The 15,298-nt window shown below is 58.9% G+C and carries 11 protein-coding genes; 3 read left to right on the top strand and 8 right to left on the bottom strand.

Annotated elements, in window-relative coordinates; genetic code table 11:
* Positions 1-351: 351 nt before the first annotated feature.
* A complete protein-coding gene (locus ELR57_RS12905; protein ID WP_126959491.1) occupies positions 352-2,097 on the top strand; it encodes an ABC transporter ATP-binding protein in 1,746 nt (581 codons plus the stop codon).
* Positions 2,094-3,893: an ABC transporter ATP-binding protein gene (locus ELR57_RS12910; RefSeq protein WP_126959492.1), complete on the top strand. Its 1,800-nt coding sequence runs from the start codon at positions 2,094-2,096 to the stop codon at positions 3,891-3,893. Before ELR57_RS12905 ends, ELR57_RS12910 begins: the two co-directional genes overlap by 4 nt.
* A 311-nt stretch (positions 3,894-4,204) precedes the next feature.
* On the opposite strand, the gene ELR57_RS12915 is transcribed toward ELR57_RS12910, so the two are convergent.
* The 5 genes from ELR57_RS12915 to mobA all read right to left on the bottom strand — a co-directional run bounded on the left by ELR57_RS12915 (position 4,205) and on the right by mobA (position 12,039).
* The gene (locus tag ELR57_RS12915) at positions 4,205-5,281 is read right to left on the bottom strand and encodes a Gfo/Idh/MocA family protein (protein WP_126959493.1); all 1,077 of its coding nucleotides are present in this window, start codon (positions 5,279-5,281) and stop codon (positions 4,205-4,207) included.
* Positions 5,282-5,401: 120 nt separating this feature from the next.
* Complete coding sequence (gene pflA, locus ELR57_RS12920) at positions 5,402-6,148, bottom strand: pyruvate formate-lyase-activating protein (RefSeq protein ID WP_126959494.1); 747 nt, start codon at positions 6,146-6,148, stop codon at positions 5,402-5,404.
* Between the two features lie 65 nt (positions 6,149-6,213).
* Positions 6,214-8,499: a formate C-acetyltransferase gene (pflB, locus tag ELR57_RS12925; RefSeq protein WP_126959495.1), complete on the bottom strand. Its 2,286-nt coding sequence runs from the start codon at positions 8,497-8,499 to the stop codon at positions 6,214-6,216.
* Between the two features lie 122 nt (positions 8,500-8,621).
* Positions 8,622-11,228: a bifunctional acetaldehyde-CoA/alcohol dehydrogenase gene (adhE, locus tag ELR57_RS12930; RefSeq protein WP_126959496.1), complete on the bottom strand. Its 2,607-nt coding sequence runs from the start codon at positions 11,226-11,228 to the stop codon at positions 8,622-8,624.
* A 196-nt stretch (positions 11,229-11,424) separates the two neighbouring features.
* Entirely contained in the window at positions 11,425-12,039 is a 615-nt protein-coding gene (gene mobA, locus ELR57_RS12935; RefSeq protein ID WP_158630021.1) for a molybdenum cofactor guanylyltransferase, read from the bottom strand.
* A 275-nt stretch (positions 12,040-12,314) separates the two neighbouring features.
* Here mobA and ELR57_RS12940 point away from each other — a divergent pair, with 275 nt between their 5' ends.
* Positions 12,315-13,079, top strand: coding sequence for a Crp/Fnr family transcriptional regulator (locus ELR57_RS12940; protein WP_126959498.1), 765 nt, complete (start codon positions 12,315-12,317; stop codon positions 13,077-13,079).
* 69 nt (positions 13,080-13,148) lie between these two features.
* Here the strand turns inward: ELR57_RS12940 and folE are convergent, their stop codons facing one another.
* The 3 genes from folE to ELR57_RS12955 all read right to left on the bottom strand — a co-directional run bounded on the left by folE (position 13,149) and on the right by ELR57_RS12955 (position 15,157).
* Positions 13,149-13,742, bottom strand: a complete 594-nt coding sequence (folE, locus tag ELR57_RS12945; protein ID WP_126959499.1) for a GTP cyclohydrolase I FolE — start codon at positions 13,740-13,742, stop codon at positions 13,149-13,151.
* 41 nt (positions 13,743-13,783) lie between these two features.
* Entirely contained in the window at positions 13,784-14,008 is a 225-nt protein-coding gene (locus tag ELR57_RS12950) for a YneF family protein (protein WP_126959500.1), read from the bottom strand.
* Positions 14,009-14,134: 126 nt separating this feature from the next.
* A complete protein-coding gene (locus ELR57_RS12955) occupies positions 14,135-15,157 on the bottom strand; it encodes an HD-GYP domain-containing protein (RefSeq protein ID WP_126959501.1) in 1,023 nt (340 codons plus the stop codon).
* Positions 15,158-15,298: the final 141 nt, after the last annotated feature.

Here is a 15,298-nt window from a genome sequence, read left to right on the forward strand (position 1 = left end):
TTCTCATTTTATCACAAGCCCTATCGATAAGTAAGTCCTGCATGTATAGGGTATTTCTTACAAACTATCGTTGACACTCCTCTCTAGGCCGTGATATATTCACCCTACTCCATTTTACCGATGAAAGAGGGATCACCGATGGCCCAGCAACAGCGCCCTTACGCATTCAATCGCATAAGCTTGTTCCCATCGGCTGACCCATTCGCGCTTTTGCACTAGCTTTATTCGTGCATGCATCGCTCCGGGCGGTTACGCCTGGAGCTTTTTTATTTGCCTCTCCATGGCTTAGCCCGTCCGAGCGACAGCGGTCTTCCGACCCATGTCTGCTATCCGAAAGGGGCTTATCTCCACATGCCGCCGCAACAAACCTTATCCATGTCCTGGCTTCTCCGTTATCTTCGTCCCGTTAAATGGCGAATGGCCCTGCTGCTCGTTCTGCTGCTGTCCGCAACCGCGCTCCAGCTCGTCAACCCGATGATCGTTCAACGATTCATCGATCAAGCAAGCGATAAAGGCGACCTGTCCGCCCTGCTGTCTCTGGCAGGTATCTATCTCGTTATCGCCGTTCTCATCCAGCTTCTGACCGTCTCTGTCGACTATCTGGGCAACGACGTCTCCTGGCGCGCGACCAATCGGATCCGTTCCAATCTGCTTAAGCATGCTCTGAAGCTCGATATGCGGTTCCACAATGAGAAAACGCCGGGCGAGATGATCGAGAGAATCGACGGCGACGTCACCCACATGTCGAATTTCTTTGCGTTATTCATCGCGAAGATCGTAGGAAGCTTCGTCCTGCTTGCCGGAATCCTCATCTATATGTTCGCTTACGATTGGCCGATCGCGGCCGTTATGACGGCTTTTACGCTGGCATCGGTCGGAGCCCTTTATGCGGTCCGCAACCTGGGCGTCGGCGCCTCCCAAGCGGAACGCCAAGCCAGCGCGGCACTCTTCGGCTTGATCGAGGAGAGAATCGCCGGGATCGAAGACGTGCAAACCAACGGAGGCGTGCCCCGGCTTGTGAATCGGTATCACCGTGCCATGAGGAGGGTGTTTCTGACCGGCCGGAAGGCATGGATGCTGCGCATCATGCCTTGGAACGTAACCATCGTCCTGTTCACGCTGGCCGTTACGGCGGTGCTCCTGCTGAGCGTGCGACAATATCTGAACGGGCAGATTACGCTCGGCACGCTGTTCCTCTTCTTCCAATACACGCAGATGCTGAGCGACCCGATCGAGCAGCTCGGCGACCAGATCCAGGAGTTCCAGAAGGCCAAGTCGGGGATGAACCGATCCTGGGAGCTGCTCTCGCTGCGAAGCGAGATCGAGGAAGGCCGGGAAGAACGGCTGCCGCCGGGCCCTCTATCCGTATCGTTCGAGAAAGTCAGCTTCGGGTACAGCGAGGAGCATCCCGTGCTGCGCGAGATCAGCTTCGAGCTGCTGCCGGGCGAGAAGCTCGGTTTGGTCGGACGGACGGGCAGCGGCAAGTCCAGCATCAGCCGGCTGCTGCTTCGGCTCTATAATATGGACAGCGGCGTCATCCGGGTCGGCGGCGTCGATATCCGCGCTTTGACCTTGCCTGCTCTGTACCGGCGGGTCGGCATGGTCACGCAGGACGTCCAGCTGTTCGACGGCACCCTCCGGGACAACCTGACCTTATTCAATCCTCATATTGCCGACGAGGAGATCTTGAATACGACCGCGCGCCTCGGACTTGGCGGTTGGATCGCGGCGATGCCGCAGGGCTTGGATTCCCGGCTCTCGACGGGCGGCTCCTCGCTCTCCGCCGGCGAGGCGCAGCTGTTCGCGCTCACCCGGGTTTTCCTGACGAAGCCAAGCTTGATCATCCTGGACGAACCCTCCTCGCGGCTTGACGCCGCGACGGAAGCCGCTCTCCAGGAAGCTGTCGATCAGCTGCTGAAGCATTGCACGGGCATCGTTATCGCCCATCGGCTGTCCACGCTGGACAGCGTCGACAAAATCATGGTTCTGCGCCAGGGACAAGTGGCGGAGTTCGGTTCCCGCGAAGCGCTGGCTCGGGATCCCCATTCCGAATACGGACAGCTGCTGCGGACGAACGGACAGGAGGAACTGGCATGACGGTTACTCGTTTTATGGGGCGCTTGTTCCGCTACACGCCCTCCTTGATGCTTATAAACGGCTTGCTCTGGGCGCTCTTCCACTCGCTGCCCGTCGGCGTCGGATTAGGGATGAAATGGTTCTTCGACCGCGCCACGGAAGGGTCGCACGACTATCTCTGGCTCGCCTTTCCTTTGATCGCGGTGGGACTTACCCGGTTCGCGCGGGTCGGCACGTTCTTCGTCGCGTTCTATCAATGGGTAAGGTATATCTACCACGTGCAAGCCTGGCTGCGGCTCAACATGCTCGCCGGAATCATGCGTTGGCCGGGACGCAACCTGCCCGCTTCTCCGGGAGAGGCGATGACCCGCTTCCGCGAAGACGTGGACGAGGTCGTCGAATACGTGGAATCTTGGGTCGACTTCTGGGGCCGCCTGATTTATGCGACGGTATGCATCGTCATCATGGCCCGGATCAGCTGGACGATCACGCTCGTCGCGATTCTTCCGCTCGTCGCCGTCTCCTTGTTCAACAACCTGTCCGGCAATCGGGCGAGAAGATATTCGAAGATGAACCGCGAGGCGACCGGCCGGATTACCGGGTTCATCGCCGAGACCATGGGCACCGTGCAGGCGATCAAGCTGGGCCGGGCGGAGGACCATGTGCTGAACCGTTTCGAGCAGCTCAACGAGAGCCGTCGCAAGGCGGCTCTCCGGGACTCCCTGTTCAAGCGATGGATGCAGTCGCTGAATCAGCACGTGCTCAGCATCTGCACCGGCGTCATCCTGCTGATGTGCGCCGCGGAGATGAAGGCCGGACGGTTCACCGTGGGCGACATCGCGCTGTTCACTTCCTATTTAAGCACCTTCTCCTTAAGCGTCTCGTTGTTCGGCTACATGGTGTTCCAGCATAAACGGCTTAAGATCGGCCTGGATCGGATGAGGGCGCTGTTCCGCCCCGAAGAGAAGGATCTTATCGCGGAGCACAGCGAGATTCATATCTACGGAGACCCTCCGGAGGCGGAGGAACCGAAGACGAATGACGATGACCGCCTGAGAAGCCTCGAGGTTCGCGGTCTGTCGTACGAGTATCCGAACTCGGAGAACGGCATCCGCGACATCGGCTTCCGGCTGGAGAGAGGCAAGTTCCTCGTCATTACCGGCCGGATCGGGTCGGGCAAGTCCACTCTCGTGCGCACCCTCCTGGGAATGCTGCCGAGAACGGCGGGGACCATCCATTGGAACGGACGGCAGATCGAGAATCCCGCCGAGTTCATGAAGCCGCCGAGATCCTCCTATACGGCCCAGGTGCCGCGGCTATTCAGCGATTCGCTGCGCGAGAACATCACGCAGGGCAGGCGCGTCTCGCAGGAGGAGCTGGACCGAGTCTTGCGGCTGGCCGTCATGGAGCAGGACATCCAAGCTCTCGAGAACGGCTTGGAGACGCCGGTCGGGCCTCGCGGCGTCATGCTCTCCGGGGGCCAGATTCAACGCGCCGCCACCGCTCGCATGCTGATGACGCAGTCCGATCTGCTCCTCTTCGACGATCTGTCGAGCGCACTCGACGTCGAGACCGAGAGGACGCTGTGGGAGCGGCTGTTCCGGGAACCGGACGTGACTTGCATCGCGGTATCGCATCGCCGGGCCGCGCTGGCGCGGGCGGATCATATCCTGGTTCTGAAGGACGGCAGGGTGGAGGCCGAGGGCACGCTCGAAGAGCTGCTGGCGACGAGCGCCGAGATGCAGCTGCTGTGGCAGGGCGAGGAAACCGCCGAGGAGAAGGAAGAGACAAGAAAGGCTGCGGAGAAGGTTCGATAACCTTCCCTGCAGCCTTATTCGTAGTAGTCATCGCTTGATCTTGATAACATTGGAGCACGTTTTCCAACGCACCTTCGCCAAATGTTCCAATCCGAATCTTACGGAAATCTGAGACCTTTACAGGCGCAGATTGGCGACTTTTTGATTTTAACGGAACTGGAAGCCCTTATTTTGACCTTAGCCACGCTCGTCGGGGCTAAAACACAATTTAAGCGTCGATTATTTCCGTAAGATTTCAAAAAAGCACTTTTTCGAGGAGATAGCGGCTGTCATTTCCGTTAGCCGTAAGCCGATCCGATTTGGTTGGGAGCTTACAGGCTCCAGTCCAGCTTCACTTCTCCGCCGGTACGGGAGGACTCGTAGATGGCGTCGATGATCAGGTTGCTGCGCAAGCCCGTCTCCGCCGAAGTCCAAGGTTCCTTGCCGTCCCGGACGCAGTCCAGGAAGTGGCGGCTCAAGCGAACCCGCGCTCCCTCGTCTTCTTCCGGAGCGGACAGCTGAACATCGATAGCCTTATCGAAGCGCTCCGTCAAGTACTTGCCTTCGTTGCCGCGGAGGAACGCGCCTCCTTCCGTTCCCATCAGGTGCAGGAACGGAGTGCTGTCCGTGTCCATGTGGACCGCCCAGCTGACTTCGAGCGTCAGCGAGGAGCCGTCTTCCATCTTGATGATCGCCGTCGCCAGGTCCTCGACATCGTAGACGCCGTTCCAATCCGGCTTGCCCCAATTGCCGATTCCCTTCTTGCGCGGACCGAATTCCGCGTAGGTCGAACCGTAGACCGAGACCGGCTTCGGCTCGCCCATCAGGTGGAAGGCAAGATCGAGCATATGAACGCCGATATCGATCAGCGGGCCGCCGCCTGATTCCTCGTAACGGGTGAACCAGGTTCCCCAGCCCGGGATGCCCTTCCGGCGGTACCAGCCGGTCTTAGCCGTGTAGATCCGTCCAAGCTCGCCCCGGTCGATCTGCGATTTCACTTGCAAAGGGAGCCAGTCCCATCTCATCTGATGGGCGACCATGAGCTGCTTGCCGGAACGCTTCTGGGCGCGGACGATCTCCTTCGCCGCTTCCGCGTTCAAGCCCATCGGCTTCTCCAGCAGCACGTGCTTGCCGCTCTCCAGTGCCAGAATAGCCAGCGGAGCATGGCTCTTGTTCGGCACGGCCACGATGACCGCGTCCAAGTCATCGCGGGCGATGAGCTCCTCGGGAGTCCGAGAGACGGCGGAGATGCCGTATTCCTCCGCCCTGCTCTGGGCGAGCGGGAGGAATGCGTCCGTAATAGCGACGATCTCGCAGTCGCCCGCCAGCTTGCCGAATTCTTGAAGATGCACATTGCCGATGTTGCCCGCGCCGATCAGGCCGATGCGGATTTTGTTCGAGCTTGCCATGATAGAATAGCCTCCGTTGCCGTTAGGATAGCGTGCCATTGCCTTATTGCGTTGATATACCGCTATCATACTGCATGGAGGGGGGCGAATCGATGTTCGATTTTGCCGTATTTATATTCCTCATGGGCATGCTTGCCGGACCGAACGTTCCGCCGCTTCCACGATGCTTCTCGCCCGGCGAACCTCTTCCTCGCCCGGAGACGGCACCCCTTCCAGCGGATATTCCTTGCCGAGCTGCGCCCACTTGTAGACTCCCATTCGATGGTAGGGCAGCAGCTCGAGCTTGGTCACGTTGCTCAGCTCGCCGATGAATCGGCCGAGCTTGGTCAAATCCTCGTAATCGTCCGTGATGCCGGGAACGAGCACCCGGCGCACCCAGACTTCCCGCTTCCGTTCGGCGAGACTTCTGGCGAATGCCAGAATCCGTTCGTTCGGCTGGCTGGTCAGAGCGATATGGCGCTCGCTGTCCATCAGCTTCAGATCGAGCAGCACCAGATCCGTCGCGTCGAGCAGGCCTTCCGCGTGCCGAGGATCGCAGAACCCGGAGGAATCCAGCGCCGTGTGAAGACCCCAGCGTCGCTTGCACGCCTCGAACAAGCGGGCGACGAACGGAGCTTGCAGCGTCGGCTCTCCTCCCGTCACGGTAATTCCCCCGCCCGACCTGACGTAGTACGGAACGTAGGGCTCGATCTCCGCGAGCACTTCTTCCACCGACAGCAAGGATCCTCCATCCGTGCTCCAAGTATCCGGATTATGGCAGTATCCGCATTGCAGGGCGCAGCCTTGCATGAACAGAACGAAGCGAATGCCGGGACCGTCAACGGTACCGAAGGTGTCTATCGAATGAATGCGTCCCTTGGAATGCATATCGGCTCCCGTCCCTTCTCTTGCCTTCTCGCTCTATCTCCCCCGCCGCTCTTCAGCGGAGAAGATTACGCTTGTGCTCCCCCGATGCTTCCATGGAACGTTCGGTTGATGACGTCAAGCTGCTGCTCTCTCGTCAGCTTGATGAAGTTGACGGCGTAACCCGAGACGCGGATCGTGAGCTGCGGGTACTTCTCCGGATGCTCCATGGCGTCGAGCAGCTGTTCCCGGTGGAACACGTTCACGTTCAGATGGTGGCCCCCGACGACCGAGTACCCGTCCAGCAGCGACACCAGGTTCTCCTGACGAGCCTCAAGCTCTTTGCCGAGCGCCTTCGGGATGATCGAGAACGTGTTCGAGATCCCGTCCCGGCAGCTCTCGTAAGGAATCTTGGCGACCGATCCGAGAGAAGCGAGCGCTCCCTTGCGGTCGCGGCCGTGCATCGGGTTCGCGCCCGGAGCGAACGGTTCTCCCGCCTGGCGGCCGTCCGGCGTGCTGCCCGTCTTCTTGCCATAGACGACGTTGGACGTAATCGTCAGCACCGACAGCGTCGGAACCGAGTCGCGATAGGTCCGATGCTTGCGCAGCTTGGCGATGAACGTCTCCGCCAGCCAGACGGCGATGCCGTCCGCCCTGTCGTCGTTGTTGCCGTACTGAGGGTAATCGCCCTCGATCTCGAAGCCCGTCGCGATCCCCTGCTCGTTGCGGACCGCCTTCACCTTCGCGTACTTGATCGCGCTCAAGCTGTCGGCGACGACGGACAGGCCCGCGATGCCCGTGGCCATCGTCCGCACGATCTCCCGGTCGTGCAGCGCCATCTCGATGCGCTCGTAGCAGTACTTGTCGTGCATGTAATGGATGACGTTAAGCGTGTTGATGTACAGCTCCGCCAACCATTCCATCACCTCGTCGTAACGGCTCATGACTTCGTCGTAGTCGAGCGCGTCCGAGGAGAGCGGCGCCGTCTTCGGCCCGACCTGGATGCCCAGCTTCTCGTCGACGCCTCCGTTGATCGCATAGAGCAGGGCCTTTGCGAGGTTGGCCCGGGCTCCGAAGAATTGCATCTGCTTGCCGATCCGCATGGCGGAGACGCAGCAGGCAATGCCGTAATCGTCGCCGAATTCGGGGCGCATGAGCTCGTCGTTCTCGTACTGGATCGAACTCGTCTCGATCGATACCTTCGCGCAGTACCGCTTGAACGCTTCCGGCAGCATCTCCGACCAGAGCACCGTCAAGTTAGGCTCCGGCGCGGGGCCGAGATTGTAGAGCGTATGAAGGAATCGGAAGGAATTGCGGGTGACGCGGGTCCGTCCGTCCAAGCCCATGCCGCCGATCGATTCCGTCACCCAGGTCGGATCGCCGCTGAACAGCTCGTTGTAGTCCGGCGTTCTCAGGAACTTCACCAACCGCAGCTTCATGACGAAGTGATCGACCAGCTCCTGCGCCTCCTGCTCCGTCAGCGTGCCTTCTTTCAGGTCCCTCTCGATATAAATGTCGAGGAAGCTGGATACCCGCCCCAGGCTCATCGCCGCCCCGTTCTGTTCCTTGATCGCCGCCAGATAAGCGAAGTACAGCCACTGGAACGCTTCTCTGGCGTTTGCGGCCGGAGCCGAGATGTCGAAGCCGTAAGAAGCCGCCATGCTCTTCAATTCCTGCAGCGCGCGGATCTGCTCGGAGAGCTCCTCTCTTAGGCGGATAACCTCTTCCACCATCGGGCCCGTTTCCGATTCGACCAAATCGCGTTTCTTCTCCTTGATCAACTTGTCGACGCCGTACAGGGCGACGCGGCGATAGTCCCCGATGATGCGCCCGCGTCCGTAGGCATCCGGCAGCCCGGTAATGATCGCCGCCTTGCGGGCATTCCTCATCTCCGCCGTATACGCGTCGAACACGCCCTGATTATGAGTCTTCCGAACCTCGGTGAACAGCCTTTCGATATCCGCCGGCAGCGTATAACCGTATGCCTGGCACGCATCGGCCACCATCCGGATGCCTCCGAACGGCTGAATCGACCGCTTCAGCGGTTCGTCGGTCTGAAGGCCGACGACCGTCTCCAGATTCCGATCGATGTAGCCCGGCTCATGAGACGTTATCGTGGATACGCGATCGACATCGACGTCCAGCACGCCGCCGTTCTCCCGCTCCCGCCGCATCAGCTCGAGCACCTGCGTCCACAGCGCTTCCGTCGCCTCCGTCGGAGGAGCGAGGAAGCCCTCGTCTCCTGCATATGGAGTGACGTTCAGCGCGATGAACCCGGCGACGTCGGTCTTCTCCGTCCACGGACCTTCGGCAAACCCCCGCCATGGATTGCCTTCCGTAAGAATTCTTCTGACTTCATCTTCTAGCTTGGACATGCGACCTTCCTCCTTCGCTCGAATCGTATGCGTTTAGCCTTGGCACTCGCTTCAGAACCTGTCTTGGAGCCTGCCTTGTGAATCGCTTTGCAACTTGCTTTAGAGCCTTCTTCGAGCCAACCTCAGAACCTGCCGTAGAACGCGTCGCGATACACTTCCGCCAACTCGGTGACAAGCGGCATCTTCGGGTTGGCCGTCGTGCATTGATCCTCGAAGGCCCGATCCGCCAGCTCATCGACCCCTGCCTCGAACTCCGCCGGATCGAACCCCAGGTCGGCGAATTTCTCGGGGATTCCGAGCGAAGCGTTCAGCTTGCGGATCGCCCCGATCAAGCTGTTCACGCCTTCCTCCGTCGTCTTCGCGGGCAGCCCCAGCATGTGGGCGATCTCCGCGTAGCGAAGGTCGGCGATGTAGCGGCCGTACTTCGGGAACGAGGCGAACTTGGTCGGTTTCTGGGCGTTATACTTGATGACGTGGGGCATCAGGATCGCGTTCGTCCGGCCGTGCGCCGTATGGTACCGTCCGCCCCACTTGTGCGCGAGCGAGTGATTGATCCCGAGAAAAGCATTCGCGAAAGCCATTCCGGCAATCGTCGAAGCGTTGTGCATTTTCTCGCGGGCAAGCTTGTCGGCGGTATGGAACGAGCTCTCCAGATTGTCGAACACGAGCCGAATCGCCTGCAGCGCCAGACCGTCCGTATAGTCGTTCGCCATGACGGACACGTAAGCCTCGATGGCGTGCGTCAGAACGTCCATCCCCGTATCCGCGACCGCCGTCTTCGGCAGCGAGTAGACGAATTCCGGATCGATAATGGCCACGTCCGGCGTCAACTCGTAGTCGGCGAGCGGGTACTTCGTATTGCCCTTGTTCTTGTCGGTGATAACCGCGAACGAGGTCACCTCCGAGCCCGTGCCCGAAGTCGTCGGAATCGCCACGAACTTCGCCTTGCGCCCGAGCCGGGGATACTTGTATACCCGCTTGCGGATATCCAGGAACTTCTGCTTCAGGTAATCGAAGCTGGTGTCCGGGTATTCGTAGAACAGCCACATCGCCTTCGCCGCGTCCATCGGCGAGCCTCCGCCCAGAGCGATGATGCAGTCCGGCTTGAAGGAAGCCATCAGGGCCGTCCCTCTCTCCACCGTATCCGTCGAAGGGTCGGGCTCGACGTCGGAGAAGATCTCCAGATAGACGGGATTCTGCCGCTTGCGGAGATAATACTCGAGCTTCTCGACATAACCGAGCTTTACCATCATCGGATCGGTGACGATCATGATCCTCGAGATGTCGGGCATTTTCTCCAAATACTGGGTCGCCCCTCTCTCGAAGTAAACCTTCGGCGGAACCTTGAACCACTGCATGTTGACGGTACGCCTTGCCACTCTTTTCACGTTGATCAGATTGACCGCAGACACGTTCGAGGTCGTGGAATTGTGCCCGTAAGAACCGCAGCCCAGCGTAAGAGAAGGCAGGTTCGTGTTATAGATGTCCCCGATCGCTCCGTGAGTGGACGGCGCGTTGACGATGACGCGGCCCGTCTGCAATCGGGCGGCGAATGCCCGAATGACCTCCTCGTTGCCGCTGTGGATGACCGAAGAGTGTCCCATGCCGCCGTAAGCGACGACTTCGGCCGCCCTTGCGATGCCTTCCTCGGAATTCTTCGCTTTATAGCAGGCAAGCACCGGGCTCAGCTTCTCCGCGGACAGCGGGTACGCTTCCCCGACCCCCTTCAGCTCGGCCACGAGGATCTTGGTTCCCGCGGGTACTTGAATGCCGGCCAGCTCGGCGATCTTGGCCGCGGACTGGCCGACGATCACGGCATTGACCGCGCATTTCTCCGGATTGATGACGAGCTTGGAGACGGCCTCGATCTCCGCGGCGTTCAGGAAGTAACAGCCGTTCTCTCTCATCAGCTCCTTGACTCTTCCATAGACGGGCTCCTCTACGATAACCGCCTGCTCGGAAGCGCAGATCATGCCGTTATCGAACGTCTTCGACAGAATCAGATCGGTCACCGCCTGCTCCAGGTCGGCAGACTTCTCGATATAGCAAGGCACGTTGCCCGGACCGACGCCAAGCGCGGGCTTGCCGGTGCTGTACGCGGCCTTGACCATTGCCGAGCCCCCGGTTGCCAGCACGAGCGCCACGCCCGGATGGTTCATCAGCAAGCCGGTCGCTTCGACGGAAGGAGTCTCGATCCACTGAATGCAATGCTCCGGAGCTCCCGCTTTGACCGCCGCGTCCCGAAGCGTGCGCGCCGCTTCCGAGCTGGAGCGCTGCGCCGACGGATGGAAAGCGAATATGATCGGGTTGCGGGTCTTCGCCGCGATCAGCGACTTGAACATCGTCGTGGAGGTCGGATTCGTCACGGGCGTCACGCCTGCGATAATGCCGACCGGTTCGGCGACCTCTTGGTAGCTCTCGTAAGGGTTATCCTCGATAATGCCGACGGTCTTGCTGTACTTAATGCTGTGGTAGATGTACTCCGTAGCGAACAGATTCTTCGTGATTTTGTCTTCGTATACGCCGCGTCCCGTCTCGAGAACCGCCATCTTCGCCAGCTCCATGTGCCTCTCCAGCCCGGCAAGCGCCATCGCTTGCACGACCGCATCGACCTTCTCCTGGTCTAGGGACAAATACGCTTCCTTCGCCAACCTCGCTCTTGCTACCAGCGCTTCGACTTCTTCGGCCGCTGTGGACTTCATGGGGGCCGCGCTCTCTTTAATAGCCATGGCTTCTCTCCTCCAGAGAAAACAGAATGACAACCTCGGAACAAGCGCGCGCTTCTGTAACGTTGGCAGATCCGGATGCCGATCGGTCGGCGCTTCTCATTCCCACCTTCAGATTAGTGGCCTCTTCCTTCTCCAACTATGACAAGGATCACATTCGCGAAACTTAAGCTCCTGCCCGCCTTCATTCCGCCTCAAGCTAGAGACTGGCCCCCCATCGCTTCTCGTCGGCGAACGGCGCAATAGGCGGAGCTTCGCCGCCGGCATGCTCCAGAAAGTCATAAGCAATCCCGTTCTGGACGAATTCGCCCTCGGCGACTTCTCCCCACTCCAGGTGGAGAGGCAAGTCGGCGATCGTTGCCGTCCCCTCTTCGACCAGCGCGGCGATTCGCGGCGCGCATTCGCAGTCGTAGACGCCATGCAGCGGATGAGGCCCATCCTTGTCGGACGGCCAGACCGCCTCCAGCCTGCCGATAAGGCGCTTCAGCATGAGTCGCGCCGAGGCTGCGGACAGATTGGGCATGTCGCAGCCGACGACCCAGGCGTAGCGCTGCCGCGAGAGCGACAGTCCGGCCGCCAAGCCGCTAAGCGGCCCCCTTCCCGGCAGATAGTCGGAAACGATGCGAATCGGAGGGGACACGAGAGGCAGGTAGGACCGGGGCGAATCCGTCGCGATGATAATCTCCTGGCACAGCTCGCTCATGATGCGGATTTGCCTCTCCAGCATCGTCTCTCCTTCGCATGGCATCAGCGCCTTGTTCCTTTGCCTCATGCTCCTGCCTTTCCCTCCGGCCAGAATGATTCCGCTCACCATGATCGACTTCGCCTCCCCATTCGCCCGAGCTTGCCTAAGACCGATCGATTCACGATAACCGCCGTCCTTTCTCCCCATTCTTTTGCTGAGCAGAATTGCGTTTGAATAGCTCTATTTAACGATGGCGTCCCCCCGCCGTCAGTGATTATTGTCATTCCTGTGTCCGCTAACGAGAAAATCAGGGAATTCCCCCGCGACATTCAGTCAATCCCCTCATAACCGTTCCGTGCCCGTTCCTATAAAATAGAATCATAAAGCCAAGGAGCGTGAATCGAATGACCGCGATCGCCCAGAACGCGACTTTCCATAACCATAAGCAAGAGACCCGCCTCCCGGTATCCAACGAAGGCTTGCGCGGAACCGCCCGCAGCTTCTCCGCCGACAGCTTCGCCAAGCTCCAGGACATCATGTACCGCAAGCCGATCAAGAAAGGCACGGTGCTCTTCTGGGAAGGGGATCCCGCCGACAAGCTGATCTTCGTGCGCAGCGGGAGAGTTCGCATCACCAAGACCTCCGATGCGGGCCGCAACATGACGTTGTATCTGCTGCAACAAGGCGACCTGTACGGACAGCCGGAACCGTTCGCGAATCCGGTGCACGCCTTCAGCGCGGAAGTGCTCGAGGATGGGGAGATCGGGCTCATGCAGATGGCCGATTTGGAAGTGCTGCTCTGGCAGCATGGGGATCTTGCGATCGAGTTCATGAAGTGGATGGGACTCATGCATCGGATGACGCAGACCAAATTCCGCGATCTGATGCTGTACGGCAAGTCCGGAGCGCTTTGCTCGCTGCTTATCCGCCTGTGCAATTCCAACGGGGTCAAGGAGAAGGAAGGAACCTATATCACGCTGAAAATCAGCCACGCGGAGATGGCCGACATGATCGGAGCGACGAGAGAGTGCGTAAACCGCATGCTGTCGGATCTGCGCAAGGAGAACGTATTGACCGTTCGCGACGGTCATATGCTCATCAAGGACATTCCGTACCTGCGCGGCGTCTGCCGCTGCGATCAATGCCCTCTGGAGATTTGCCGTCTATAGGGCGATCTGCGAAAATAGGCATAAAAAAAGCTCTCTACCTAGCCGACAGGCTACTATAGAGAGCGATTTTTATTCTTTGATGAGAGCGAGGAACTCCGAACGGAGAGCCGAGCTGTTGCGGAAGTGCCCGCGCACCGCCGAGGTGACCGTCTTGCTTCCGGGCTTCTTCACGCCTCGGGAGCACATGCAGAGATGCTCGCCTTCGACGACGACCATCACTCCGTTAGGAGACAGCACTTCCTCGAGAATATCCGCGATCTGGGAAGTGATCCGTTCCTGCACCTGAAGGCGCCTCGTAACGGCTTCGACCAGGCGAGCGAACTTGCTTAGTCCGGCGATCTTGCCGCTCGGAATATAACCGATGTGGATCTTGCCGAAGAACGGAGCCATATGATGCTCGCATTGGCTGTAATAGACGATGTCCTTCACGATAACGAGCTCTTCGTGCTTCTCGTCGAACGTGACGCCGAGCACTTCGCGAGGGTCCGCCTCGTAGCCGGCGAAGATCTCCTCGTACATTCTCGTTACGCGGGCGGGCGTCTCGAGCAAGCCTTCCCGCTCGACATCCTCGCCGATAAGCTTTAAGATCTCCCGAACGTGGTACTCAATCTTCTCCCGGTTGCGGTCAACCTTGGAATTCGAATAATCCTTCAAACCCGACAAAGGATTCCCCCCCTTAACGGCGAATGGCGCTCATGCGCGATTTACTTGCGGCGAGGCTTGTTGAAATTCTGGTTCTGCATCATCTGCTGCGCCTTGTTCAACTGCTGCTTGTTCATGTTATAACCCATTTGCTTCGCCATCTTCTGAAGCATATCAGGGTCTTTCTGCATCTTGGTCAATTGCGAACGCAGATAGAATACGCCTGCGATAAAGCCGACGATGAGGCCTACAATCAGCGTCACGATCGGAATAATAACGCTCCACATGATCCCGATTCCCTCCGTACCTTAACAATAGCTAGCCGCGCCGAACGCATCCGTTAGGCGGCTGCTTACCTATGATAGCACGGCCCCGAGGCTTGGGCAAACTAGTTCATTATGGAACGACCGCCTTTAAGCGAGAACGGAGTCAATAAATACCGTCGTCTGCTTGGCGAGATCAAATTCGGAGGCGCCGACCGCCTCGTCCCCCGACTTGTCGATGACGCGAACGACCGGGCGCCCGGGAAGTCCTCTATGCTGGCCGACGACAACCCCCGTCTGCCGGTTGGACAATCTCACGGAGATTCCGTTCGGATAAACCGAGATGATTCGCAGGAATTCGACGAGCACATCCCGGTCGAACATCGTTCCGGACATCGCGTTCAATCTCTCGATCGCTTCGTGAGGCAGAATGGGCCTTCCCTCGGACAAGCCGGACACCATATTGTCGTAGGTGTTCGCTATCGCGGTTATCTTCGCGTACAGATGGATCTCGTCTCCTTTGATCCCCCGCGGCTTGCCGCTGCCGTCCACCGCCTCGTGATGCTGGAACGCGACATGGGAGATAAGCAGGCTGTACTCCCGTTTCAGCTTCAGCATCTCGAATCCGCGCCAAGAGTGATGGCTCCTGCCTTCCTGCAGCTCGGGAGCGCCTACCTTCCCGATATCGTGCAGCAAAGCGCCGATCGCCAGCTCCTTCAACTGGATCATATTGAGTCCCATATTCACGCCGACTAGCGTGGCCATCATGCACACGTTCATCGAGTGAATGTAGGCCGCGTTATCCTCCGTGCGAATATCGGACAACTGAACGAGCACGTTCTGATTCTTCAGGACATCGTCCAGCAGCGAGTCCACCGACATGCTGATCGCTTTCGTATGGAAGCTCTTCCCCGAACGCAAGGCCTCGAACGATTCGGACATCTGCTGGATAACCGCTCTCTTCGTCGTTTCGGACAGCACTTCTTCGACCACGATGTCCTTGAACAACGGGTCCTCTATGTAAATCATCGTCACTCCGACTCTCTTGAGCGTGCTGATCATAAACACCGTCAGCTGCACTCCGGCGGACAACAGGATCGTTCCGTTCGCGGAGAAGATCGTTCTTCCCAAGATCTGTCCGGGTTCCACACTCTCAATATCGATAAGTCTCAACGATTCTCACTCCCGTCCTCATGTCGCGGCAACCTCGAATTCCTGCCTTTTCTTTATCGGCCGGCTTCGCACATCCTTCTATCTTACTATCAAGTATCGGGTATATTCGACATCTGTACAAGCGATATTGCTCGATTCTTC

The sequence above is a fragment of the Cohnella sp. AR92 genome, assembly GCF_003990975.1.
In the GTDB taxonomy this organism is placed as follows: domain Bacteria; phylum Bacillota; class Bacilli; order Paenibacillales; family Paenibacillaceae; genus Cohnella.

Coding starts and splice junctions, on each gene's coding strand:
- pflB (WP_126959495.1), bottom strand. CDS start 8,499: ATGTCCAAGCTAGAAGATGAAGTCAGAAGAATTCTTACGGAAGGCAAT.
- ELR57_RS12905 (WP_126959491.1), top strand. CDS start 352: ATGCCGCCGCAACAAACCTTATCCATGTCCTGGCTTCTCCGTTATCTT.
- pflA (WP_126959494.1), bottom strand. CDS start 6,148: ATGCATTCCAAGGGACGCATTCATTCGATAGACACCTTCGGTACCGTT.
- ELR57_RS12940 (WP_126959498.1), top strand. CDS start 12,315: ATGACCGCGATCGCCCAGAACGCGACTTTCCATAACCATAAGCAAGAG.
- adhE (WP_126959496.1), bottom strand. CDS start 11,228: ATGGCTATTAAAGAGAGCGCGGCCCCCATGAAGTCCACAGCGGCCGAA.
- ELR57_RS12915 (WP_126959493.1), bottom strand. CDS start 5,281: ATGGCAAGCTCGAACAAAATCCGCATCGGCCTGATCGGCGCGGGCAAC.
- ELR57_RS12950 (WP_126959500.1), bottom strand. CDS start 14,008: ATGTGGAGCGTTATTATTCCGATCGTGACGCTGATTGTAGGCCTCATC.
- mobA (WP_158630021.1), bottom strand. CDS start 12,039: ATGGTGAGCGGAATCATTCTGGCCGGAGGGAAAGGCAGGAGCATGAGG.
- ELR57_RS12910 (WP_126959492.1), top strand. CDS start 2,094: ATGACGGTTACTCGTTTTATGGGGCGCTTGTTCCGCTACACGCCCTCC.